Source organism: Enterobacter cloacae complex sp. 394I7, assembly GCF_057320345.1.
In genome coordinates this window covers 14,370-37,639 of sequence record NZ_JBXWCR010000004.1, presented here as the reverse complement: position 1 = coordinate 37,639, position 23,270 = coordinate 14,370, and the positions used below count along the sequence as shown (strand labels likewise).

General features: G+C 55.5%; 22 protein-coding genes. 5 read left to right on the top strand and 17 right to left on the bottom strand.

The window, feature by feature from the left end:
* Positions 1-4: 4 nt before the first annotated feature.
* Entirely contained in the window at positions 5-1,108 is a 1,104-nt protein-coding gene (gene proB / locus AC2FAP_RS15990; protein ID WP_020882782.1) for a glutamate 5-kinase, read from the bottom strand.
* 305 nt (positions 1,109-1,413) lie between these two features.
* On the opposite strand from proB, the gene phoE reads away from it, so the two are divergent.
* Positions 1,414-2,466: a phosphoporin PhoE gene (gene phoE, locus AC2FAP_RS15985; RefSeq protein ID WP_014168769.1), complete on the top strand. Its 1,053-nt coding sequence runs from the start codon at positions 1,414-1,416 to the stop codon at positions 2,464-2,466.
* Between the two features lie 112 nt (positions 2,467-2,578).
* Here the strand turns inward: phoE and crl are convergent, their stop codons facing one another.
* The 3 genes from crl to gpt all read right to left on the bottom strand — a co-directional run bounded on the left by crl (position 2,579) and on the right by gpt (position 4,846).
* A complete protein-coding gene (gene crl / locus AC2FAP_RS15980; RefSeq protein ID WP_020882784.1) occupies positions 2,579-2,980 on the bottom strand; it encodes a sigma factor-binding protein Crl in 402 nt (133 codons plus the stop codon).
* A 57-nt stretch (positions 2,981-3,037) separates the two neighbouring features.
* On the bottom strand, positions 3,038-4,282 hold the full coding sequence (gene frsA / locus AC2FAP_RS15975) for an esterase FrsA (protein ID WP_014168767.1): 1,245 nt from the start codon (positions 4,280-4,282) through the stop codon (positions 3,038-3,040).
* Between the two features lie 105 nt (positions 4,283-4,387).
* Positions 4,388-4,846: a xanthine phosphoribosyltransferase gene (gene gpt, locus AC2FAP_RS15970; protein WP_010427903.1), complete on the bottom strand. Its 459-nt coding sequence runs from the start codon at positions 4,844-4,846 to the stop codon at positions 4,388-4,390.
* A gap of 260 nt (positions 4,847-5,106) precedes the next feature.
* Between gpt and pepD the strand changes: the two genes are divergently transcribed.
* Complete coding sequence (gene pepD, locus AC2FAP_RS15965) at positions 5,107-6,564, top strand: cytosol nonspecific dipeptidase (protein ID WP_032677472.1); 1,458 nt, start codon at positions 5,107-5,109, stop codon at positions 6,562-6,564.
* Between the two features lie 54 nt (positions 6,565-6,618).
* Here the strand turns inward: pepD and dinB are convergent, their stop codons facing one another.
* From dinB to AC2FAP_RS15925, 8 genes are all read right to left on the bottom strand, one after another.
* Positions 6,619-7,677: a DNA polymerase IV gene (gene dinB / locus AC2FAP_RS15960; protein ID WP_014168765.1), complete on the bottom strand. Its 1,059-nt coding sequence runs from the start codon at positions 7,675-7,677 to the stop codon at positions 6,619-6,621.
* Between the two features lie 101 nt (positions 7,678-7,778).
* Entirely contained in the window at positions 7,779-7,982 is a 204-nt protein-coding gene (gene nqrM, locus AC2FAP_RS15955; RefSeq protein ID WP_020882787.1) for a (Na+)-NQR maturation NqrM, read from the bottom strand.
* Positions 7,982-9,205 (bottom strand): NADH:ubiquinone reductase (Na(+)-transporting) subunit F, encoded by a 1,224-nt coding sequence (nqrF, locus tag AC2FAP_RS15950; protein ID WP_025205098.1) that lies wholly within the window; start codon positions 9,203-9,205, stop codon positions 7,982-7,984. The genes nqrM and nqrF overlap by 1 nt, the downstream gene beginning before the upstream one ends.
* A gap of 10 nt (positions 9,206-9,215) precedes the next feature.
* Entirely contained in the window at positions 9,216-9,812 is a 597-nt protein-coding gene (nqrE, locus tag AC2FAP_RS15945) for an NADH:ubiquinone reductase (Na(+)-transporting) subunit E (RefSeq protein ID WP_044867920.1), read from the bottom strand.
* A 6-nt stretch (positions 9,813-9,818) separates the two neighbouring features.
* The gene (locus AC2FAP_RS15940) at positions 9,819-10,457 is read right to left on the bottom strand and encodes an NADH:ubiquinone reductase (Na(+)-transporting) subunit D (protein ID WP_025205100.1); all 639 of its coding nucleotides are present in this window, start codon (positions 10,455-10,457) and stop codon (positions 9,819-9,821) included.
* Entirely contained in the window at positions 10,450-11,244 is a 795-nt protein-coding gene (locus tag AC2FAP_RS15935) for a Na(+)-translocating NADH-quinone reductase subunit C (protein ID WP_449541510.1), read from the bottom strand. Before AC2FAP_RS15935 ends, AC2FAP_RS15940 begins: the two co-directional genes overlap by 8 nt.
* On the bottom strand, positions 11,237-12,472 hold the full coding sequence (locus AC2FAP_RS15930) for an NADH:ubiquinone reductase (Na(+)-transporting) subunit B (RefSeq protein WP_485452989.1): 1,236 nt from the start codon (positions 12,470-12,472) through the stop codon (positions 11,237-11,239). The genes AC2FAP_RS15935 and AC2FAP_RS15930 overlap by 8 nt, the downstream gene beginning before the upstream one ends.
* Before the next feature lie 3 nt (positions 12,473-12,475).
* On the bottom strand, positions 12,476-13,819 hold the full coding sequence (locus AC2FAP_RS15925) for a Na(+)-translocating NADH-quinone reductase subunit A (RefSeq protein WP_073395555.1): 1,344 nt from the start codon (positions 13,817-13,819) through the stop codon (positions 12,476-12,478).
* A gap of 298 nt (positions 13,820-14,117) precedes the next feature.
* Between AC2FAP_RS15925 and dpaA the strand changes: the two genes are divergently transcribed.
* Complete coding sequence (gene dpaA, locus AC2FAP_RS15920) at positions 14,118-14,858, top strand: peptidoglycan meso-diaminopimelic acid protein amidase (RefSeq protein WP_449541511.1); 741 nt, start codon at positions 14,118-14,120, stop codon at positions 14,856-14,858.
* On the opposite strand, the gene AC2FAP_RS15915 is transcribed toward dpaA, so the two are convergent.
* Both AC2FAP_RS15915 and lpcA read right to left on the bottom strand, forming a co-directional pair.
* A complete protein-coding gene (locus AC2FAP_RS15915) occupies positions 14,829-15,596 on the bottom strand; it encodes a class II glutamine amidotransferase (RefSeq protein ID WP_014168756.1) in 768 nt (255 codons plus the stop codon). The two genes, dpaA and AC2FAP_RS15915, sit on opposite strands and share 30 nt — an antisense overlap.
* A 46-nt stretch (positions 15,597-15,642) precedes the next feature.
* The gene (lpcA, locus tag AC2FAP_RS15910) at positions 15,643-16,221 is read right to left on the bottom strand and encodes a D-sedoheptulose 7-phosphate isomerase (protein WP_073395554.1); all 579 of its coding nucleotides are present in this window, start codon (positions 16,219-16,221) and stop codon (positions 15,643-15,645) included.
* A gap of 239 nt (positions 16,222-16,460) precedes the next feature.
* Here lpcA and fadE point away from each other — a divergent pair, with 239 nt between their 5' ends.
* Positions 16,461-18,905, top strand: a complete 2,445-nt coding sequence (gene fadE / locus AC2FAP_RS15905; protein WP_449541512.1) for an acyl-CoA dehydrogenase FadE — start codon at positions 16,461-16,463, stop codon at positions 18,903-18,905.
* Positions 18,906-19,013: 108 nt separating this feature from the next.
* Positions 19,014-19,784 carry an amidohydrolase gene (locus AC2FAP_RS15900; protein ID WP_449541513.1) on the top strand — a complete coding sequence of 257 codons (771 nt, stop codon included), beginning with the start codon at positions 19,014-19,016 and terminating at the stop codon, positions 19,782-19,784.
* A gap of 41 nt (positions 19,785-19,825) precedes the next feature.
* Here the strand turns inward: AC2FAP_RS15900 and AC2FAP_RS15895 are convergent, their stop codons facing one another.
* Genes AC2FAP_RS15895 through AC2FAP_RS15885 form a run of 3 tightly spaced genes read right to left on the bottom strand, consistent with a single transcriptional unit; the run spans position 19,826 to position 23,256 of the window.
* A complete protein-coding gene (locus AC2FAP_RS15895; RefSeq protein WP_181240404.1) occupies positions 19,826-21,427 on the bottom strand; it encodes a gamma-glutamyltransferase family protein in 1,602 nt (533 codons plus the stop codon).
* Between the two features lie 9 nt (positions 21,428-21,436).
* Positions 21,437-22,312: an ABC transporter permease gene (locus AC2FAP_RS15890; protein WP_014168751.1), complete on the bottom strand. Its 876-nt coding sequence runs from the start codon at positions 22,310-22,312 to the stop codon at positions 21,437-21,439.
* A gap of 2 nt (positions 22,313-22,314) precedes the next feature.
* On the bottom strand, positions 22,315-23,256 hold the full coding sequence (locus AC2FAP_RS15885) for an ABC transporter permease (RefSeq protein WP_032677468.1): 942 nt from the start codon (positions 23,254-23,256) through the stop codon (positions 22,315-22,317).
* Between the last annotated feature and the right edge of the window lie 14 nt (positions 23,257-23,270).

Below are 23,270 nucleotides of genomic sequence, written 5' to 3'. Positions count from 1 at the left end.
CTCCTTAACGAATAATCATGTCATCACGATGCACGGCAACCGGGCCATATTCATAACCCAGAATGGCGTCGATCTGCTGTGAATGGTGACCCGCAATACGGCGCAGGGCATCGCTGTTGTAGCGGCTTACGCCGTGGGCGATGTCACGACCTTCGAGATTACGGATACGGATCACTTCACCACGTGAGAAGTTGCCTGTCACGCTTTTAATTCCTTTAGGAAGTAATGAGCTCCCTCTTTCCAGAATTGCGGCGGTCGCCCCTTCATCAACGGTGAGTTCGCCTGCCGGCGGTGCGCCAAAGATCCAGCGTTTGCGGTTCTCCAGCGGGGATGCCTGCGCGTGGAAGCGGGTTCCCACGGAGATGCCTTCCATCACGTCGCCAATCACGCCAGGACGGCTGCCCGCGGCAATGATGGTGTCGATACCGGCACGGCATGCCACGTCGGCAGCCTGCAGCTTGGTCCCCATCCCGCCGGTCCCGAGGCCTGAAACACTGTCACCTGCGATGGCGCGTAGCGCATCGTCGATACCGTGTACATCGGTAATCAGTTCAGCATCTGGGTTTGAACGCGGGTCGGCGGTGAAGAGCCCCTGCTGGTCGGTCAGGAGCAGTAATTTATCAGCGCCTGCCAGAATTGCGGCCAGTGCCGAGAGGTTATCGTTATCACCCACTTTGATTTCAGCGGTGGCCACGGCATCGTTTTCGTTAATGACGGGAACGATGTTGTTATCCAGCAGCGCGCGCAGCGTATCGCGCGCGTTCAGGAAACGCTCCCGGTCTTCCATATCCGCACGCGTCAGCAGCATCTGCCCGACGTGGATGCCATAGATAGAAAACAGCTGTTCCCAGAGTTGAATGAGTCGGCTTTGTCCCACGGCGGCCAGCAGCTGTTTCGAGGCGATCGTCGCGGGGAGTTCGGGGTAACCCAGGTGTTCACGCCCGGCGGCAATCGCCCCGGAGGTCACAATTACAATACGATGCCCTGCGGCATGCAACTGAGCGCACTGACGTACAAGCTCAACAATGTGGGCGCGATTAAGGCGGCGCGATCCGCCTGTTAAAACACTGGTACCGAGTTTTACCACCAGCGTCTGGCTGTCACTCATGATTCTCTGCCGTTCAACGATAAGGGAAAATGATGTCAAACGAACGTTTTAACAGGTGTCAGCCCCGTTGCCAACTGCCTTAGCACATCGCGAAACACTTTGTTGCGCGGGATCAGGAAGCGTAGCGGCAAAATTTGACAGTTTTATTACCGAAATAATAAATCACAGTTTTTTAAAATTATTCTTAATTTGTCATAAAAGTTTCATTGCGTAACGTTAAAACCCTTTCTGTTTTTTCACGGGACTTAAGCATGAGCTTATCGTCCAGCGAATTTTTTTAGCGCGTTTATAAGACAGGATCGAAAATGAAAAAGAGCACACTGGCATTAGTGGTAATGGGCGTTGTGGCTTCCGCATCTGTACACGCAGCCGAAGTTTATAATAAAAACGGTAATAAACTGGACGTATACGGCAAAGTTAAAGCAATGCACTACATCAGCGATGATGACACTAAAGATGGTGACCAGACTTACGTCCGTTTCGGTTTTAAAGGTGAAACACAGATTAACGATCAGCTGACGGGCTATGGCCGTTGGGAAGCTGAATTTGCCGGTAACAAAGCCGAAAGCGACTCTACACAGAAAACGCGTCTGGCGTTTGCTGGTCTGAAACTGAAAGACATTGGCTCTCTGGATTACGGTCGTAACCTGGGCGCACTGTACGATGTTGAAGCCTGGACCGATATGTTCCCTGAGTTCGGCGGTGACTCTTCAGCCCAGACTGATAACTTCATGACCAAACGTGCGAGCGGTCTTGCCACCTACCGTAACACCGACTTCTTCGGTGCGGTTGATGGCCTGGATATGACCCTGCAGTATCAGGGCAAAAACGAAAACCGCGACGTCAAAAAACAGAACGGTGACGGTTTCGGTACCTCTCTGACCTATGACTTCGGTGGCAGCGACTTCGCCGTCAGCGGTGCCTACACCAACTCTGACCGTACTAACGCACAAAACCTGCTGACGCGCGGCGAAGGTAAAAAAGCAGAAGCATGGGCAACCGGTCTGAAATATGACGCTAACGATATTTACCTGGCTGCGATGTACTCTGAAACCCGCAATATGACCCCAATTTCGGGTGGTTTTGCGAATAAAGCTCAGAACTTTGAAGTTGTTGCACAATACCAGTTCGATTTCGGTCTGCGTCCGTCCCTGGGTTATGTCCAGTCTAAAGGCAAGGATATCGAAGGTGTGGGTGACGAAGATCTGGTGAAATACATCGACGTGGGCGCGACCTATTATTTCAACAAGAATATGTCCGCGTTTGTTGATTATAAAATCAACCAGATTGATGACGACAATAAACTGGGCGTGAGCAGCGATGACATCGTTGCTCTGGGTATGACCTACCAGTTCTGATATTGTTGAAATAAAAAATCCCGGCGCAGATGCCGGGATTTTTTTTGCCTGGAGGGGGTCGGGTTTACTGCCCTCACCCCATCCCTCGCGAAGAGAGAGAGAAATATCGCGATTACGCCGTCAGCTTAACCGCTTCGCTGGAAAAGTTATCCGCGGGTTCAAGCTTCAGATCCAGGGTGGCCAGCAGTGCTCTTGCCTTTTCGAGGTACTCTTTCAAAGTATGCTCCAGGCGGTCGATCACTTCCTGGTCTTTGATGGGGGCTGTTTGCCAGTAGCCGTCTTTATTAAACAGGCCGAACTGGTAGCTATACGTAAAACGTTTTTCTTCCGCTTCCATTTCCATCCACCAGCCCCAGAATTCACGTTTTTCGGGTGCAGGCTTCACGTTGACGCATACAGCCAGGCAGTCGAAAAAAAAGCGATTTTCTTCACACTGCTCTTCTCGAATATACGGGCCGAGAGCCATAAACTTCTTGATCAGTCTACTTTTCGGGTGTCCACTCGGTAACGTCATTGCGATCTCCTTTTGTGAAGCCACTGTTTTACCAAACCAGCAAAATTTAGCAATCTATTAACACAATCTCTGCGCGATCCAGCGTGTGATCTCTCTCAATGCTTTGTCAAAATTCTGGTACACCGGGCTGAACGGTACCTCAAGCAATTTGCCATCCGCAGATGACGAAGTGATTAAGCGTGACTCCTCTTCGGGACTGAAGGGATCGTTTTTCCAGTACCCTGACATCATCGGCGTAGGGCAACGCCGTCCCAGCAACCCCTGTGTTTTTAGCGAGTAACGATTGAGTTCAACGCGCAGCGCTTCGTCTGATGCATCATGCATGCCAAGGCGACTGGCCAGCACATCAAGGTACATTTCCGGCACGCGGCCCTGCCGGGTCGGATCGCTGAGCAGAGCGTGCACCACCGGGCCGAGACAGGCGACGGCCTTCAGGCGTGAAGCTTCAAGGTAAGCCAGACGCACGGCGACGTTGGCGCCAAAGCGGAAGCCAAATGCAGCAACACGCGTGTGGTCAACCCATGGAATGTTTTCCAGCGCTTTTAGTGCATGCTGGTGCAGAAGACTCGAGTCCTGAGTCAGTTTCCATTTGGATGAAAAGCCAATTGAGGGCATATCCAGCGTCAGCATCGCGATCCCTTTTGGTGCGAAGTAACGCTCATACAGGCTGTAATAGTCGATTTGCAGTGAATCCAGCCCGCCGCACATCAGAACAGTCGGGAACGGGCCTTCGCCTTCTGGCATATGCAGGAACCCGGTGACGGGCGCGCCACCCGGGATGGTAAACTCCAGCTCGCGCATCCGGCCCGGTAAGCGTTGAGCGGCCTCTTCGTAGGCGCGATTCGCCAGCGCCTGAGCCTGCTCGGCCAGCTCATCACCTTTCAAATGCGGGTATGCGGCAATAGCATAGAGGTTGGCTGCATGCAGCCAGTGTTTGCCGCTGAGCGTGGCGTCCTCTTCCTGGCTGGCTTTTTGCTGCCAGAGCATCGCCTGTTTAGACCATTCGTAGATCCAGTTCCCCCCGCGATAACCCACGACCGTATCGTAGAGTTCACTGTCGGTGCGCTCGGCTTCGCTCATCACGATACGCGCCTGCACATCAAGGATTTCACGGGGATCAATACCGCGCCAGATCCACATCAGACGGTTAATCATGCGGTACCAGTGGGGCACGTTTTTACCGTCTAATGCAGACTGGACGGCAGGCATGGTCCCCGGATTAAACCGGCGCACCAGCGTCGACGTTTCAGGATGTTTGAAACGGGGTTTGAAGAGAGTCTCGGTGAGATTCGCCTGCGTCATTACGTTGCCTCCATGAATACGTCATATAGAGACCATTGTAACGCGCGTCAGACTAAAAAAAACAACGCCCGGTATCACCGGGCGTTAAATAAGTGCGTAAGAGAATTAACGACCAGAGATTGGCGGTACGAATACCACGCCCATATCCCATGGCTGTTCAATCCAGGTATCCTGAGGGATATCAATCACGTAATCGTCAACCAGCGGACGGCCTGCTGGCTTCGCGAAGATGGTGACGAAGTGGGCTTTTGGATACATTTCGCGGATAGCCACCGCGGTACCGCCGGTATCAACCAGGTCGTCGATAACGATGAAGCCTTCACCGTCGCCTTCCGCACGTTTCAGCACGGTCAGCTCACGCTGGTTGTCATGGTCATAGCTGGAGATGCATACGGTATCGACATGACGAATACCCAGCTCACGTGCCAGCAGCGCCCCCGGTACCAGACCGCCACGGCTGACGGCAATAATGCCTTTCCACTGTTCGGAAGGCATCAGACGCGCAGCCAGTTTGCGTGCGTGAATCTGCAACATGTCCCAGGTGACGACGTATTTTTCGCTCATGTGAAGTGTCCCAGCCTGTTTGTATACGGCTTAAAAAGTGTTCGAGGGGGAAATAGGTTGCGCGAGATTATAGAGATCTGACGCACTAAAAACCAGTGTTTAGCGCCCGGAGCCTGAGTTTTTACATGCTTTATGCTACCAGCCATCGGAGAAAGTGGTATTCTCAGTTGCATCTCGCAAGCCTGTCTTGTGGTAACTATTAACCTGCTAACCCTGTGACCTGCAACTCGCTTTGCAGGGCATCGACAAGGAGACTTATCGTGTCTGAACTGTCTCAATTATCTCCACAGCCACTGTGGGATATTTTTGCCAAAATCTGTTCCATTCCCCACCCTTCCTACCATGAAGAACAGCTTGCCGAACATATTATGGGCTGGGCGAAGGAAAAAGGTCTGCATGCTGAACGCGACCAGGTTGGCAACATTCTGATCCGCAAACCGGCGACCGCAGGCATGGAAAACCGTAAACCGGTTGTGCTACAGGCGCACCTGGACATGGTTCCACAGAAAAACAACGACACCGTTCACGACTTCACCAAAGACCCTATCCAGCCTTACATCGATGGCGACTGGGTGAAAGCGCGCGGCACGACCCTTGGTGCAGATAACGGCATTGGTATGGCGTCTGCTCTGGCGGTCCTGGCGGACGACAGCGTTGAGCACGGTCCGCTGGAAGTGCTGCTGACCATGACGGAAGAAGCAGGCATGGACGGCGCGTTCGGTCTGCAGGCGAACTGGCTGCAGGCGGACATTCTGATCAACACCGACTCTGAAGAAGAGGGTGAGATCTACATGGGCTGCGCCGGCGGGATTGATTTCATCACGACCCTGCCACTGTCCCGCGAAGCGATCCCTGCTGGTTTCCAGACCTTCAAGCTGACGCTGAAAGGGCTGAAAGGCGGCCACTCCGGTGGTGATATTCACCTGGGTCTGGGCAACGCCAACAAACTGCTGGCACGCTTCCTGGCTGGCCACGCGGCTGAGCTGGATCTGCGTCTGGTGGATTTCAACGGCGGCACACTGCGCAATGCCATTCCGCGTGAAGCCTTCACGACCGTGGCAGTACCCGCTGCAAAAGCTGACGAGCTGAAAAAGCTTTCCAGCGTGTATCTGGATATCCTGAAAAACGAACTGTCAGCGAAAGAGAAGAACCTGACCGTGGTGCTCGAGTCCGTGACTACCGACAAAGCGGCGCTGACCTCCCCGTCTCGCGACGCCTTCGTTCAGCTGCTGAACGCGACGCCAAACGGCGTGATTCGTAATTCAGACGTCGCGAAAGGTGTGGTTGAAACCTCCCTGAACGTGGGCGTGGTCACCATGAGTGATGACAGCGCGGAGATCATCTGCCTGATCCGCTCGCTTATCGACAGCGGTAAAGAGTATGTGGTGAGCATGCTGGAGTCTCTGGGTAAACTGGCGGGTGCGCACACCTCCGCAAAAGGTAGCTACCCAGGCTGGCAGCCGGATGCCAGTTCCCCGGTGATGGCGCTGGTGCGAGAAACTTACCAGCGTCTGTTCAACAGTACCCCGAACATTCAGGTGATCCACGCCGGTCTGGAGTGTGGTCTGTTCAAGAAACCGTATCCGAACATGGACATGGTGTCTATCGGGCCAACCATTACCGGTCCGCACTCGCCGGATGAGCAGGTTCATATTGAAAGCGTGGGTCATTACTGGACTCTGCTGACTGAACTGCTGAAAGCGATCCCTGCTAAGTAATTCGCCGTATGATGCCCGGTAGCACGTTGCCTGCCGGGCTGACGAATCCGTCAGCTATAACCCCAATACCAGCTGCCGCTCCAGTTGCGGATCCAGCAGCGTCACGTGTAACCCCACCAGCCTCACTCCCCGCCCTGCCCGCCGCTCTTCCCAGGCTTTTCTCGCGGTGGCGATAAGATCGTCTTTATTCAGTCGCGGCCAGACATGCTCCTGCGTCGTCTGCTGGAAATCATTAAACTTCAGCTTAACGCCCTGACGGGCAATCAGCAGATCGGGTTTTACTTTCGCTAACCGCCGCTCCAGTTCGGGATAAAGTTGGTCAGTGATAATGACTTCACACTCGGACCAGTCATGGATGTCTTCCATCAGCGTGCGTTCAACCCCGACCGATTTACGCAGCCGCTCACTGCTCACGCTGCGCTCATCAATTCCCTGACTGCGCTCCCACAGCACGCGACCAAACTTACCGAAACGCTTAAGCAGCATGGCCAGATCGCTTCGCTGTACATCTTCACAGGTCCGTAATCCCATACTTTCCAGCTTTGCAGCAGACACTTTCCCCACGCCGGGGATTTTGCCGAGCGGCAGCGTTTTTAAAAACGCCGGAACCTCTTCCGGAGTGATGACGTACTGACCATCGGGTTTATTCAAATCAGACGCTATTTTGGCGAGAAATTTCACCGGTGCGACGCCCGCGGAAGCGGTCAGATTTAGCTCGTTGAAGATAGTCCGGCGGATCTCCTGCGCCATTAACGTTGCGGAGCCGTGGCAGTGCAGGCTGTCAGTGACATCCAGGTAGGCTTCGTCCAGCGACAGAGGTTCAATCAGCGAGGTATAGCGAGAGAAGATCTCGCGGATATGCAGGGAGGCTTCTTTGTAGGCTTCAAATCGGCCGGGCAACAGCGTGAGATGAGGGCACAGCTTTAGCGCCATGGCAGTTGGCATAGCGCTGCGCACGCCAAATTTGCGCGCAGGGTAGTTGGCGGTGCTGATCACACCGCGCTGGACACGGCTACCACCAATCGCAATAGGTATATCCCGCAGCGCCGGATTATCACGCATCTCCACTGCGGCAAAAAAGCAGTCCATATCGACATGGATTATTTTGCGCATAGTAAGCCCTCACTCATCACTGGATAAGTATACAGTAAAGAAATGAGAGTTGAGAAGTGTGTTTCCCCTCTCCTCCAGGAAGAGGGGAAACACCGGACTCACTACAGGATCCGCCGGGCCTCGCGCGCCATGCGTTTTTTACGGGCGTCGCAGGGTTCGGGGCAGTCGCACACTTTTTCCATCCCGAGCGCGGAGATACCACCACAGCTGCCCTGAATGCTTTTACGCTTTATGATCCAGCCCAGAGACATGCCGAGTACAACAAGCAAAAAAACCGCGAAAGTTGCCAGAAACGTCAGCATCATCACCCCCCGAAGTCATCCAGCAGGATGTTCTCATCTTCCACACCCAGGTCTTTTAGCATCTTAATGACTGCAGCGTTCATCACTGGCGGCCCACACATGTAAAATTCGCAATCCTCTGGCGCAGGATGCTGCTTGAGGTAGTTTTCATAAAGCACGTTGTGGATGAACCCCGTGTGGCCGGTCCAGTTATCTTCCGGTTGCGGATCGGAGAGGGCCACATGGAAGGTGAAGTTTGGGTTTTCACGCGCCAGTTGCTCAAACTCATCATCATAGAACATCTCTCGCAGCGAACGTGCCCCGTACCAGAAGCTGATTTTGCGCTTGCTTCCGAGGCGCTTGAGCTGGTCAAAAATGTGCGAACGCATCGGTGCCATGCCCGCGCCACCACCGATAAAGACCATTTCAGCCTCGGTCTCTTTAGCAAAGAACTCGCCAAACGGACCGGAGATGGTCACCTTATCTCCCGGTTTCAGGGACCAGATATACGACGACATGACGCCCGGGGGTGCATCAGGCACATTCGGCGGCGGCGTGGCGATACGCACGTTGAGCATAATGATGCCCTTCTCGTCCGGGTAGTTGGCCATTGAGTAGGCGCGAAGCGTCGGTTCTTTAACGTCAGACACAAAACGGAAAAGATTGAATTTGTCCCAGTCGGCACGGTACTCATCCGGAACGTCGAAGTCCGTATACGCCACGGTGTGCTCCGGGCACTCAATCTGGATGTATCCCCCTGCCCGGAACGGAACATCTTCCCCTTCCGGCACGCGAAGCTTCAGCTCTTTAATGAAAGTCGCTTTGTTATCGTTAGAGATAACTTCGCACTCCCATTTTTTGACCCCGAAGATCTCTTCCGGCAGCTCAATTTTCATGTCCTGGCGCACCGCGACCTGGCAGGCCAGACGGCAGCCCTCTTTCGCCTCACGCTTCGTGATATGCGCCAGCTCAGTGGGCAGAATATCCCCGCCCCCCTCTTTCACCGTGACGCGGCACTGACCGCAGGAGCCACCGCCACCGCAGGCTGAGGAGACAAAGATCCCGTTGCCGGAGAGCGTATTGAGCAGTTTATCCCCCGCCGGCGTGCGGATCTGGTTTTGCGGCTCACCGTTGATATCAATCACCACGTCGCCGGAATTCACCAGCTTCGCGCGTGCCGCCAGAATCAGTCCTGACAACACCAGTACAATCAGCGTGAACATCACCACGCCAAGAATAATTTCCATCTGTTAGCCCTTATAGCTGCACACCGGAGAAGGACATAAAGCCCAGCGCCATCAGCCCGGTGGTGATAAAGGTGATCCCTAAGCCACGTAAACCCGCAGGCACATTGGCATATTTCATTTTTTCGCGGATCCCCGCCATGGTAACGATAGCCAGCATCCAGCCGATGCCGGAGCCGAAACCATACACAACGGATTCACTGAAGTTGTAATCACGCTGAACCATAAACGATACGCCACCAAAGATGGCGCAGTTCACCGCGATCAACGGCAGAAAAATCCCCAGCGCGTTGTATAGCGACGGGAAATACCTGTCGAGGATCATCTCCAGGATTTGTACCAGCGCCGCAATCACACCGATAAAGGTGATGAAGTTCAGGAAGCTGAGATCGACACCCTCTACCAGCGCACCGTCGCGCAGCACAAAGTTGTACACCAGGTTGTTAATCGGTACAGATAAGCCGAGCACCACCGTGACCGCAACACCCAGACCAAACGCCGTCGATACCTTTTTGGAAACGGCAAGAAACGTACACATGCCCAGGAAAAACGCGAGTGCCATGTTTTCAACAAACACCGCGCGCACAAATAAACTCAGGTAATGAGCCATCGTCGGTTACTCCTTTTCCTGCTGTTCTGGCTTCAGGGTACGAATCAGCCAGATCAGCAAACCGATAATGAAAAATGCGCTTGGGGCCAGCAGGAAGAGTCCGTTTGGCAGATACCAGCCGCCGTTTTGTACCGTGTCCAGCACCGTGACGCCAAACAGCTTACCGCTGCCAATCAGCTCGCGCAGGAACCCAACGGTCAGCAGGATAACGCCGTAACCGAGACCGTTACCGATCCCGTCCATAAAGCTCGCCAGCGGAGGCATTTTCATCGCATAAGCTTCGGCACGCCCCATCACGATGCAGTTGGTGATAATCAGGCCGACAAACACCGAGAGCTGTTTTGACGTTTCATACGCGAAAGCGCGCAGTAGCTGATCGACCACAATCACCAGCGACGCGATGATCGCCATCTGCACAATGATCCTCACGCTATTCGGGATGTGGTGGCGGATCATGGAGATAAACATGCTGGAAAATGCCGTCACCAGCGTGACCGCGACGGTCATGACCAGCGCGGTTTCCAGTTTTGTCGTGACCGCCAGCGCCGAACAGACTCCCAGCACCTGTAAGGTAATAGGGTTATTCGCCAGCAGCGGGCCAATGAGCACCTTTTTGACTTCTTTCAGTTCACCCGTATCAGCCATTGTTCAGCGCTCCTTCACGTACGTTTTTCAGGAAAGGACCAAAGCCCAGCTCGCCCATCCAGAAATCAAAACTGTGCTGCACCCCTTTTGACGTGAGCGTTGCCCCGGAAAGCCCGTCTACGACATATTCGTCACCCGGACGCGCAGCCCCTTTCATCACCTTCAGGGCAGGCAGGCCGTTATCGTCGAGCACTTTCTTGCCGACAAACTGCGCGCGCCAGTTAGGGTTTTCAACCTCACCGCCGAGCCCCGGCGTTTCGCCCTGGTCATAATAGGTAATCCCTTTCACCGTGCGACCATCCGTATCGAGTGCCACAAAGGCGTACATCATCGACCACAGCCCGTTGCCGTATATCGGCAGCACGACCTCCTGCACCCGCTTCTGCTCATCGCGCACAAGGTAAATTTCGGCGAGGTTACTGCGACGCTTGATGCCAGCGGGATCTTGCGATGCCTCCAGCGTCAGGCTCATCTGAGGGTCTTTCAGTGCCAGTGCCTGGTTAAATTTCGTCGGGTCTTTATCCAGCAACTGGCCGGTTTTTAAATCCACCAGACGCGCCGAAATGCGCTCCGCGAAGAGTTCAGCCACGTCGTCTGTACTCATCCCTTCCTGCATTAACCCGGCCACAGCCAGGATGTTGCGTTCTTTATCCAGCGCACGCTGCTCCTGTTGCCGTGGTTTTAACCCCACGGCAGAGCCAGCCACGACAATGGAACAGACCAGGCAAAGGACCAGCACCACCAGCAGCGTTTTGCCGATGCTGTCGTTATTTTTGCTTTCAGCCACGCGCTTTCCTCCGCTTAATGTTGGCGCGCACGACCAGATAGTCGAAGAGCGGCGCAAACAGATTGGCAAACAGAATGGCCAACATCATCCCTTCCGGATAAGCCGGGTTGACCACACGAATCAGGACACACATCGCACCAATGAGCACGCCATAGCTCCATTTACCTTTGTCGGTAAAGGACGCAGAGACAGGATCGGTGGCCATGAACATCATGCCGAAAGCGAACCCACCCAGCACCAGATGCCAGTACCAGGGCATGGAGAACATCGGGTTGGTGGCGGAACCGATGAAATTAAACATCGTGGCTGTTAACACCATGCCAATCATTACCCCTGCGACAATGCGCCACGACGCGACGCGTCCGAAGAGAATGATGGCGCCACCGAGTAAAATCATCAGCGTGGAAACTTCCCCAACAGAGCCGGGAATGTTGCCAATAAAGGCATCCAGCCAGGTCACGGGTTGGCCCGTGGCGTTGTTAACCAGCGTTTCGCCCCCGTGCGCGGCCCACTGCGAAAGCGGCGTCGCACCCGAGAACCCATCCGCGGCCGTCCACACCAGGTCGCCCGAGATTTGCGCCGGATACGCAAAGAACAGGAAAGCTCGCCCGGCCAGCGCCGGGTTGAGGAAGTTGCGCCCGGTGCCACCGAAGATCTCCTTGGCAATCACCACGCCAAAACTGATCCCCAGTGCCGCCTGCCAAAGCGGCAGCGTTGGTGGAACAATCAGGGCAAACAGAATCGACGTCACGAAGAAGCCTTCGTTGATCTCATGTTTGCGAATGATGGCGAACAGCACTTCCCAGAAGCCACCCACGATAAACACCGTGATGTAGATTGGCAGGAAGAATACGGCTCCCAGCGTCATCATGCTTATCCAGCCGGCATCGGCTGCAAAGCTGACGCCCAACGTCTGGGCCAGGCGGTAGTGCCAGTCCGACTGGATAACCTGAGCCAGCTGTGGGGCATCATATAAATGATGCAGCGCCGGAATGGTCTGCAGACCAACGTTGTACATACCCCAGAACATGGCCGGGAAGACCGCAAACCAGACCAGAATCATCATTCGTTTGAGGTCGATAGCATCGCGGACGTGTGCCGCCCCTTTTGTGACCAGCCCCGGCGTGTAGAAAATGGTCGCCGTTGCTTCATACAGCGGGTAGTACTTCCTGAGCTTCCCGTGCGTAAAGTGCGGCTCTATTTTTTCAAAGAGGTGTTTTAAGTCCATCTGTTATCCTTCCTGCTCAATGCGGGTTAACACCTCGCGCAATACCGGTCCATATTCGTATTTTCCCGGACAGACATAGGTACAGAGCGCCAGATCTTCTTCGTCAAGCTCGAGGCACCCCAGCGCCTGGGCACTGTCGGTGTCGCCGGCCAGCAGATCGCGCAGCAGCAGAGTTGGCAGAATATCCAGCGGCATAACGCGCTCGTAGTTGCCAATCGGAACCATGGCGCGCTCTCCGCCGTGGGTGCTGGTCGAGAAATTAAAGAGTTTGCGACGCAGGAAGTGCCCAAGGGTAGTGCGGGTCACGGAATACTTCTCAGCGCCCGGCAGAACCCAGCCGAACAGCTCTTTCTCGCGACCTTCCAGAACCACACTGACCTGCAGGTGGAAGCGCCCAAGATACGCCTGCGCGCCAGCCGCATGACGGCCACTGAGCACCGAGCCGGAAATCAGGCGGTTTTCGCCCTCTTTCGTTTCACCGGCAAGCAGTTCATTAATGTCCGCACCCAGCAGCGTTTTCACCAGGCGTGGATTTGCTGCCTGTGGCCCGCCGAGGGCGATCACCCGTTCAGCGCACAGTTCACCGGTGGTAAAGAGCTTACCAATGGCAATCACGTCCTGATAATTCAGATGCCAGACCTGTTTCGTCAGGCTCACCGGCTCCAGAAAGTGGATATGCGTTCCGACTAACCCCGCCGGGTGCGGGCCTGCAAACGCATTAAACGTAACTTGCCCCTGCGGATGGCCTCCGAGTTTGCCGCCGCCCGCCTGACAGACGTGGACCTTCCCTGAGGTCAGACGGGTTAACACGGTTAGCCCGGCATCAAACGCGTTACGCTGCGCCAGAATAATGGGCTCCGGGTCCGCGCTGAGCGGGTTGGTATCAATGGCAGTGACGAAAATAGCGGCCGGAAGCGTATCCGGAACAGGCGATTTGCTGAAAGGTCGCGTGCGAAACGCCGTCCACAAGCCGGACGCCAGCAGTTGTGCCTGAACGGCTTCCCGGCTCAGGGCGGCGAGGTCTGCTGCGTCGAAACGGGAAAACTCACGTTGTTCGTCGCCTTCAATACGGATAACCACCGACTGCAGGACGCGACGTTCACCGCGATTGATTGCCACCACGGTACCGCTCGCGGGGGCCGTAAACATAACGCCAGGATTTTTTTTGTCCTCGAAGAGCGCCTGTCCTTTAATGACGCGATCGCCTTCCTGCACCAGCATTGAGGGACGCATTCCCAGGTAGTCATCGCCCAAAATGGCGACATGGCGGACACTTGCGCCAGGCGAAACGTGCGGCTCGGGCACGCCTGCAATCGGCAGATCAAGTCCTTTTCTGATTTTAAACATGTGGTTAGCAAGCTTCCATGAACTTCAATCCAGAGGGGGCGAAGTGTACCATTTTCGCTGTTTTTCGGGCACCAAAACCTCGGTTGCAGGCGCTAAAGTGCGAGGTATTACGCAAAGTTCCTGGAGCCAACGCGATTTTGATGGTTTATAAAGTAAAACTAATTTGTAAACTCACCGTCCGGCTCTTGCGAAAATCTATGGCGGTGCTAATGTGAGCGCACCTAACAGAATAATCTGATTTCGGGTCTCTTTTGCCGTCCTGGCAATTTGGTCTTAGTTTTATCAAGGAACTAGTAGTATGCGTAAAATCGCATTGTTCATTGCGATGCTCCTGATTCCGTGCGTATCGTTTGCCGGGCTGCTCAGCAGCAATAGCTCAACCACGCCGGTCAGCAAAAAATATAAACAGCAGTTAATGGGATCACCGGTTTATATTCAAATCTTCAAGGAAGAACGCACACTCGATCTGTTTGTAAAAATGGGCGAGACATATCAGCTGCTTGATAGTTACAAGATTTGTAACTACTCCGGTGGTCTGGGGCCAAAACAGCGTCAGGGCGATTTCAAAAGTCCGGAAGGGTTTTACAACGTTCAGCGTAGCCAGCTAAAACCTGACAGCCGCTTCTATAAAGCCATTAACATTGGCTTCCCGAACGCCTATGACCGTGCCCACGGTTATGAAGGCAAATACCTGATGATCCACGGTGCATGCGTGTCTATCGGCTGTTATGCGATGACCGATACCGGCATTGATGAGATTTTCCAGTTTGTCACCGGCGCACTGGTCTTTGGTCAGCCGAACGTTCAGGTCAGCATCTACCCGTTCCGCATGACCGATGCCAACATGGCGCGTCACAAGTACTCCTACTACGCGGATTTCTGGAAACAGCTGAAACCGGGTTACGACTACTTTGAGCAGACGCACAAGCCGCCGGTTGTCTCGGTTGTCGATGGCCGCTATGTGGTCAGCAAGCCGCTGAGCCACGAAGTCGTCCAGCCGCAGCTGGCATCAAACTACTCGGTCCCCGAGACAAAATAAGACCCACTCGCCTGGCATAATCTTTTGCCAGGTTTCGTTGCCCGTCAGCGGCTGGGTCGCGATCACTGTGACCACATCATTCGGTGTGGTCTCTCGTTGAAAATCAATTTCCACATCCTGATCGAGCAGCTTGGCGACGCCAAACGGCGCGCGGCGCGTGATCCAGAACAGATTGGTCGAACAGAACGCCATCACATAACGCCCGTCAGACAGCAGCATGTTGAACACGCCCTTCTCACGCAGTTCTGATGCCAGCGACGCAATGTATTTGAAGACGGCGGTCATGTTGCCGGGCGTGCGTGGATAACGCTGCGTCAGCTTGTGCAGCAGCCAGCAAAACGCTTTTTCGCTGTCGGTCTCACCGACCGGACGGAAATTGCCCGTCTCCAGCGACTTATAGCCGGAGAGCTGGCCATTGTGCGCGTAGGTCCAGTGACGGCCCCACAGCTCGCGGGTGAACGGGTGGGTATTTTCCAGCGCCACTTCCCCACGGTTTGCCTGACGGATGTGGGCAATCACCGAGCGGGACTTAATGGGATAGTCCTGCACCAGTCTGGCAATCGGGGAATTAAAGCTGGGCTGGGGATCTTTGAATGTGCGACATCCTTTGCCTTCGTAGAAGGTAATGCCCCAGCCGTCTTTATGCGGCCCGGTACCCCCGCCGCGCTGAACGAGCCCGGTGAAGCTAAAGCAGATATCGGTTGGCACATTGGCGCTCATCCCGAGCAATTCGCACATACATCACCTCCACAACAGCGGGGGCAATCATGCCCCCAGCGAAGTCTTACTTAACCATCTCTTTTTCGATCAGCTGGATCAGGATGTGGATCACTTTGATGTGAATTTCCTGAATACGGTCAGCATAACCGAAGTGCGGAACACGGATTTCGATATCCGCCGTACCGTCCATCTTACCGCCATCTTTACCGGTCAGGGTGATGACTTTCATCCCTTTTTCACGCGCTGCGGCAATCGCTTTGATCACGTTAGCCGAGTTTCCGGACGTCGAAATACCCAGCAGCACGTCACCTTCACGGCCCACGGCTTCAACGTAGCGAGAGAAGATAAAGTCATAACCAAAATCGTTACTGACGCAGGAAATGTGGCTCACATCGGAAATCGCAATCGCCGGGTAGCCCGGACGGTTTTCACGATAACGCCCGGTCAGCTCTTCTGCAAAGTGCATCGCATCACAGTGGGAACCACCGTTACCACAGGAGAGCACTTTACCGCCGGCCTTGAAACTGTCGGCCAGCAGGACCGCTGCGCGCTGAATAGCGTGAATATTGGCATCATCTTTCAGAAAGTTAGCCAGCGTTTCCGCCGCTTCGTTCAGTTCGTTACGAATAAGATCCTGGTACATGAGGATAATCCTTCAGTATTGATGAAATAACACAGTGGAGTGTACCGGATAGCGGGAAAAGCGAGAAGCTAAAGCCATGCGAATCGTCTGGCGTTTTGCGTTTTCGTGCCGGCTTAAACCTGAACAATGTGAACCAGGTTGTAATTATTTTGTAAACACATTGCTAAAGGAAATAACATCAACTACAACCATATCATCACAAGTGGTCAGACCTCCTACAAGCAAGGGAGCTTTTCTTTATGATGATTTTGAGCATTCTCGCAACCGTTGTTCTGCTCGGTGTGCTGTTCTATCACCGGGTGAGTTTATTCCTGAGCAGTCTGATTCTGCTGGCCTGGACGGCTGCGCTTGGCGTCGCTGGCCTGTGGAATATCTGGCTTTTAGTCCCGCTGGCTATCATTCTTCTGCCGTTTAACTTTACGCCGATGCGTAAATCGATGATCTCCGCGCCGGTGTTCAAAGGCTTCCGCAAAGTGATGCCGCCCATGTCGCGTACGGAGAAAGAAGCGATTGATGCCGGTACCACCTGGTGGGAAGGCGACCTGTTCCAGGGCAACCCGGACTGGAAAAAGCTGCACAACTATCCGCAACCGCGTCTGACCGCTGAAGAACAGGCCTTTATTGATGGTCCGGTGGAAGAAGCGTGCCGCATGGCAAATGACTTCGCGATTACCCATGAAATGGCGGACCTGCCGCCAGAACTGTGGGCGTATCTGAAAGAACACCGCTTCTTCGCGATGATCATTAAGAAAGAGTACGGCGGTCTGGAGTTTTCCGCTTACGCTCAGGCCCGCGTCCTGCAAAAACTGGCAGGCGTTTCCGGGATCCTGGCGATCACCGTTGGCGTGCCGAACTCGTTAGGCCCGGGTGAACTGCTGCAACACTACGGTACCGAAGAGCAGAAAGATCACTACCTGCCGCGTCTGGCACGTGGCCAGGAAATTCCATGCTTCGCGCTGACCAGCCCGGAAGCGGGTTCCGATGCGGGTGCGATCCCGGATACCGGCGTCGTCTGCATGGGTGAATGGCAGGGTCAACAGGTGCTGGGTATGCGCCTGACCTGGAACAAACGTTATATTACGCTCGCCCCTATCGCGACCGTACTGGGCCTGGCCTTTAAGCTCTCCGATCCGGAAAAACTGCTGGGCGGTGAAGAAGATCTGGGCATTACCTGTGCGCTGATCCCAACCTCCACCCCAGGCGTTGAAATTGGTCGTCGCCACTTCCCGCTGAACGTACCGTTCCAGAACGGCCCAACCCGCGGCAAGGATATCTTTGTACCGATTGACTACATCATCGGTGGTCCGAAAATGGCCGGTCAGGGCTGGCGCATGCTGGTGGAATGTCTGTCGGTTGGCCGCGGTATTACCCTGCCGTCGAACTCGACCGGTGGTTTGAAATCTGTCGCGATGGGGATTGGTGCATACGCCCATATCCGCCGTCAGTTCAAAATCTCTATCGGCAAGATGGAAGGGATCGAAGAGCCGCTGGCACGTATCGCAGGCAACGCTTACGTGATGGATGCTGCCGCCTCCCTGATTACCTACGGCATTATGCTGGGCGAAAAACCGGCCGTGCTGTCAGCTATCGTGAAGTATCACTGTACCCACCGCGCACAGCAGTCAATCATTGATGCAATGGATATCGCGGGCGGTAAAGGCATTATGCTCGGCGAGGGCAACTTCCTGGCACGCGGCTACCAGGGCGCACCGATTGCCATTACCGTTGAAGGGGCAAACATCCTGACCCGCAGCATGATGATCTTCGGCCAGGGGGCAATCCGTTGCCATCCTTATGTGCTGGAAGAGATGGCCGCCGCGCAGAATAACGACGTGGATGCCTTCGACAAGCTGCTGTTCAAACATATCGGTCACGTGGGCAGTAATAAAGTACGCAGCTTCTGGCTGGGTCTGACGCGCGGTCTTACCAGCGCCACGCCAACCGGTGATGCGACCAAGCGTTATTACCAGCATCTTAACCGCCTGAGTGCTAACCTCGCTCTGCTGTCAGATGTTTCTATGGCGGTGCTGGGCGGTAGCCTGAAGCGTCGCGAGCGTATCTCTGCCCGTCTGGGTGATGTGCTGAGCCAAATCTTCCTCGCCTCTGCGGTCCTGAAACGCTACGACGATGAAGGCCGTCAGGAAGCCGATCTGCCGCTGGTTCACTGGGGTGTTCAGGATGCGATGTATCAGGCGGAACAGGCCATTGAAGATCTGCTGGCGAACTTCCCGAACCGCTTTGTTGCAGGCGCCCTTCGCGTGGTGATCTTCCCGACCGGTCGTCATCATCTGGCGCCGTCTGACAAACTGGATCACAAAGTGGCGAAGATCCTGCAGGTACCGAGCGCAACCCGTTCCCGTATCGGCCGCGGTCAGTATCTGGCTCCCACGCCGCATAACCCGGTTGGTCTGCTGGAAGAAGCGCTGCTGGACGTGATGGCTGCCGATCCCATCCACCAGAAGATCTGCAAACAGCTGGGCAAAAACCTGCCGTTCACCCGCCTGGATGAACTGGCGAAACAGGCCCTGACGGGCGGGATCATCAACAATGATGAAGCCGCTCTGCTGGTGAAAGCCGAAGAGAGCCGTCTGCGCAGCATTAACGTGGATGATTTCGACCCGGATGAGCTGGCGACACAGCCGGTAAAGCTGCCGGAGAAGGTCCGCAAACCTGAAGCTGCATAACGCGTTTCGCTTCTACAAACCCCGCCACGCGCGGGGTTTTTTATTGCCACATTTTCTCTTTATGTCGTGCTACAGTGTCAAAAAGTGGTCGTTTGAGGAGTCTGAATTGTGCCTGGTCTGAAGATTTCGATTTTGCAGCAACCTTTAGTGTGGATGGACGGCCCTGCCAACCTGCGCCACTTTGATCGTCAACTGGAAGGCATTACCGGGCGTGATGTGATTGTCCTGCCGGAGATGTTCACTACCGGCTTCGCCATGGAAGCGGCGCAACAGTCAATGCCACAGCAAGAGGTGGTCGTCTGGATGCACGCCAAAGCGCAGCAAACCAATGCGCTGATTGCCGGCAGCGCTGCGCTGCAAACCGAACGCGGGCCGGTCAACCGCTTCCTGCTGGTCGAGCCGGAAGGGAAAGTGCATTTCTATGATAAACGCCATCTGTTCCGCATGGCAGATGAACATCATCACTATGAAGCGGGTGATGCGCGCGTGGTGTTCGAATGGCGCGGCTGGCGTATTCTGCCGCTGGTTTGCTACGACCTGCGCTTCCCGGTGTGGTCACGCAACCGCAACGATTACGACCTGGCGCTGTATGTCGCCAACTGGCCTGCCCCGCGCTCCCTGCACTGGCAGTCGCTGCTGGTCGCACGCGCCATTGAAAACCAGGCGTATGTGGTCGGCTGTAACCGCGTGGGGACCGATGGCAACGGGCATCATTATCGGGGGGATAGCCGGGTGGTGAACCCGCAGGGTGAAATTATTGCCACCGCCGAGCCGCATCAGGCAACGCGCATTGATGCTGAGTTGTCACTGACGGCCCTGAAGGAATATCGCGAGAAGTTTCCGGCCTGGCAGGATGCGGATCCGTTTAGCATTGGATAACGGTTTCCCCTCCCTCTCACAGGAAGAGGGAGGGGACATCATTAACTCACCAGCGCCTGCCCGTCTTTACGGCTCTCTGTCGCCGCCACATAGTGCCCTTCCGGCATACGATAAATCACCTGCGCGCCGCCGAAGTTGTAATCCTGGAGCGGATCTTCCACCACGATCTGGTGCCCGCGCTCACGCAGTGCGGCGATAGTATTGCGATCGAACGTCGATTCGACGATCACTTCCCTGCCCTGCACCACGCGCCAGCGAGGCGCATCAATTGCCGCCTGCGGGTTTTGCCCGTGCAGCATGATGCGCAGCGCCATCTGCATATGCCCCTGCGCCTGCATTGGGCCGCCCATGACGCCAAAGGACATCAGCGGTTTACCGTTGCCGTCCATCGCAAAGCCCGGAATGATGGTGTGGAACGGACGCTTACTGCCCGCCAGCACATTCGGATGGTTTGGATCCAGCACAAAGCCACAACCGCGGTTTTGCAGACTGATCCCGGTCTCCGGCACCACAATCCCGGATCCAAAGCCCATATAGTTGGACTGAATAAAGGAGATCATCATACCGCTGGAATCTGCAGCGCTCAGGTAGACCGTGCCGCTCTGCGTCGGCGAACCGTAGACGAAATCGGAGGCGTTATCGGGGTCGATAAGCGCCGCGCGCGACGCCAGGTAACGATCGCTCAGCAACGCCTGGGCCGCGAACTCCATGTGTTCTTCATCAGCGACGTAGCGATCGAGATCCGCCAGCGCCAGTTTCATCGCTTCAATAGACAGATGAAGCGACTGCACGGAATCCGGATGATGTTTTTCAATTCCACACTGCTCCAGAATACCGAGCGCAATCAGCGTGGCGATGCCCTGCCCGTTTGGCGGCAGCTCCTGCACTGAACCACCGGCAAAATCACGCGACAGCAGTTCTACCCAGTCCACACGATGATTGGCCAAATCCTCTGCCGTCAGGTGCGCGCCATGCTCTTTCGCGAAAGCGGCAATTTTCTGCGCCAGCTCGCCGCGGTAAAACGCTTCACCGTTGGTTCTGGCAATCAGCTCCAGCGAATGAGCCTGCGCCGGGTTACGGAAGATCTCGCCAACCCGGGGAGCACGCCCCTCCGGTGCAAAGCAGGCGCTAAAGCCTGGCTGATCTTTCAGCTTGTTATAACCCCGCTGCCAGAGATGGCCAATCAACGGGGAGACCGGAAAACCGTTACGCGCATACTCGATGGCCGGTTGCGCCAGCGTAGTGAGCGGCAGCGTGCCAAAACGTTCTGCCAGCGCCACCCAGCCCGAAACCGCACCCGGCACGGTGACGGCGTCCCAGCCAATTTCTGGTACCGCGGTTTTACCGGCAAACAGATCCGCGTGCCAGCTGGCAGGCGAGCGGCCAGAGGCGTTCAGGCCGTGGAGTTTTTCACCATCCCAGACGATGGCAAAGGCATCGCTGCCAATACCGTTGCCGGTGGGTTCAACCACCGTCAACGCCATGGCGGTTGCAACCGCCGCATCAACCGCGTTCCCGCCGAGCTGCAGCATTTTCATTCCCGCCTGGGCCGCCAGCGGCTGAGATGTCGCCACAGCGTTGTGGCCCATCATCGGCGGGCGTCGTGAATCGTAACCGGAAGTGAAATCAAGCGCTTTGGTCATCATGACTCCTTAGTCATGGCGCGGATCGAGCGCATCGCGCAGCCCGTCGCCGAGTAAATTAAAGCCCTGCACGGCAAGAAAAATCGCCACACCGGGGAATACAGACATCCATGGAGCCTGCTCAAGGAAACCTTTCGCGGTATTAAGCATTGAGCCCCATGACGGGTTCGGCGGCTGCTGGCCTAACCCCAGAAACGACAGACTGGCTTCAGCAATGATTGCCGAGGCAATGGCCAGCGTGGCCTGCACCAGAATCGGAGACATCACATTGGGTAGCACATACTTAATGATGATCCAGCGATCCGGCAGGCCAATCGCCCTCGCGCCGTCGATATACTCTTCGTTGCGAATGGCGATCACCTGGCCGCGCGTCAGGCGGGCGAAGATCGGCATTGCGGAGAGGCCAATGGCGATCATGGCGTTGGTCAGGCTTGGGCCCAGAAACGCCCCGAGCGCGATCGCCATGATCAGGAACGGGCAGGCCAGCAGCGCTTCAATAAAACGCGAGATCACGCCGTCCCACATCTTCTGGAAGTAACCCGCCACCAGCCCCAGCGGAACGCCAATGACCACGGCGATCACCACCGACATACAGCCAGCCATCAACGACGTTCTCGCCCCCCAGATAATGCGGGACAAAATATCGCGGCCCAGTTCATCGGTCCCAAACCAGTACATCGCCGAAGGCGCTTTACGCACCGCCAGGAAATTGGCTTTCACCGGATCAAAGGGCGCGATCCACGGCGCCAGCAGTGCCACCAGCACAAAAAAGCCCACCACTACGGCACCCATCACCGCGCTTTTATTGGCGAGAAATTTCTTCAGTACCCGGTTCTGCGCTCGGGGCTGAACCGCGGCAATGGTTTGAGTTGTCAGTTCCGCCATGCTTAACCTCGCATTTTCGGGTTGATAAGAACGTAAAGCACGTCGGCCAGCAGGTTCAGCAGCAGGAAACCGATCGCCACGATAAGCACCACCCCCTGCACCACCGCATAGTCACGGTTAAAGACCGAATCGACGATCATCTTGCCGAACCCTGGAATGGTGAAGACCTGTTCGGTCAGTACCGCGCCCCCCAGCAGTTCGCCGAACAGCAGCGTGGTCAGGGTGATCACCGGAACCAGCGCATTGCGAAACGCATGCTTTAAAATCACCGCGTTTGGCAACAGCCCTTTAGCCCGTGCGGTGCGGATGTAATCGGCCTTCATTACCGCGATCATGGAGGCGCGGGTATGGCGCATCAGCGTGGCCGCCAGCCCCGTTCCCAGTACCGAGGCAGGCAACAACAGCGTACGCAGGTTCTGGATCGGATCTTCACTAAACGGCACGAAACCCGACGCTGGCAGCCATTGCAGATTGACCGAGAAGACCAGAATCAACAGGATCCCGAGCCAGAAATGCGGTATCGAGATCCCCGAGATCGCCACAAAGTTGGCACCGTGATCGACCCAGCTGTTTTTGTTGACCGCCGCGAGGATCCCCATGCTGATGCCAAACACCAGCGCGATGATCATCGCCAGCAGCGACAGCTCCAGCGTCACCGGCAGTTTGCTGGCAATGAGCTGGGTGACCGGCTCGTGAGTGCGTAAGGAGACACCAAGATCGCCCTGCAGCGCGCGCGTCAGCCAGTTGAAGTACTGCACAGGGATGGGCGCATCGAGATTGAGCTCAGCACGCAGCTGGGCGATCACCGCCGGATCGCGCTCCTCCCCGGCCATGGCGATCAGCGGATCGCCGGGCAGCAGTTTTTGCAGGCCGAACACCATCATGCTCACCAGCAGTAAGGTCGGGATGGCCAGCAGCAGACGTTTGCAAATCAGTTCCAGCATGGGTTCTCCTCAGG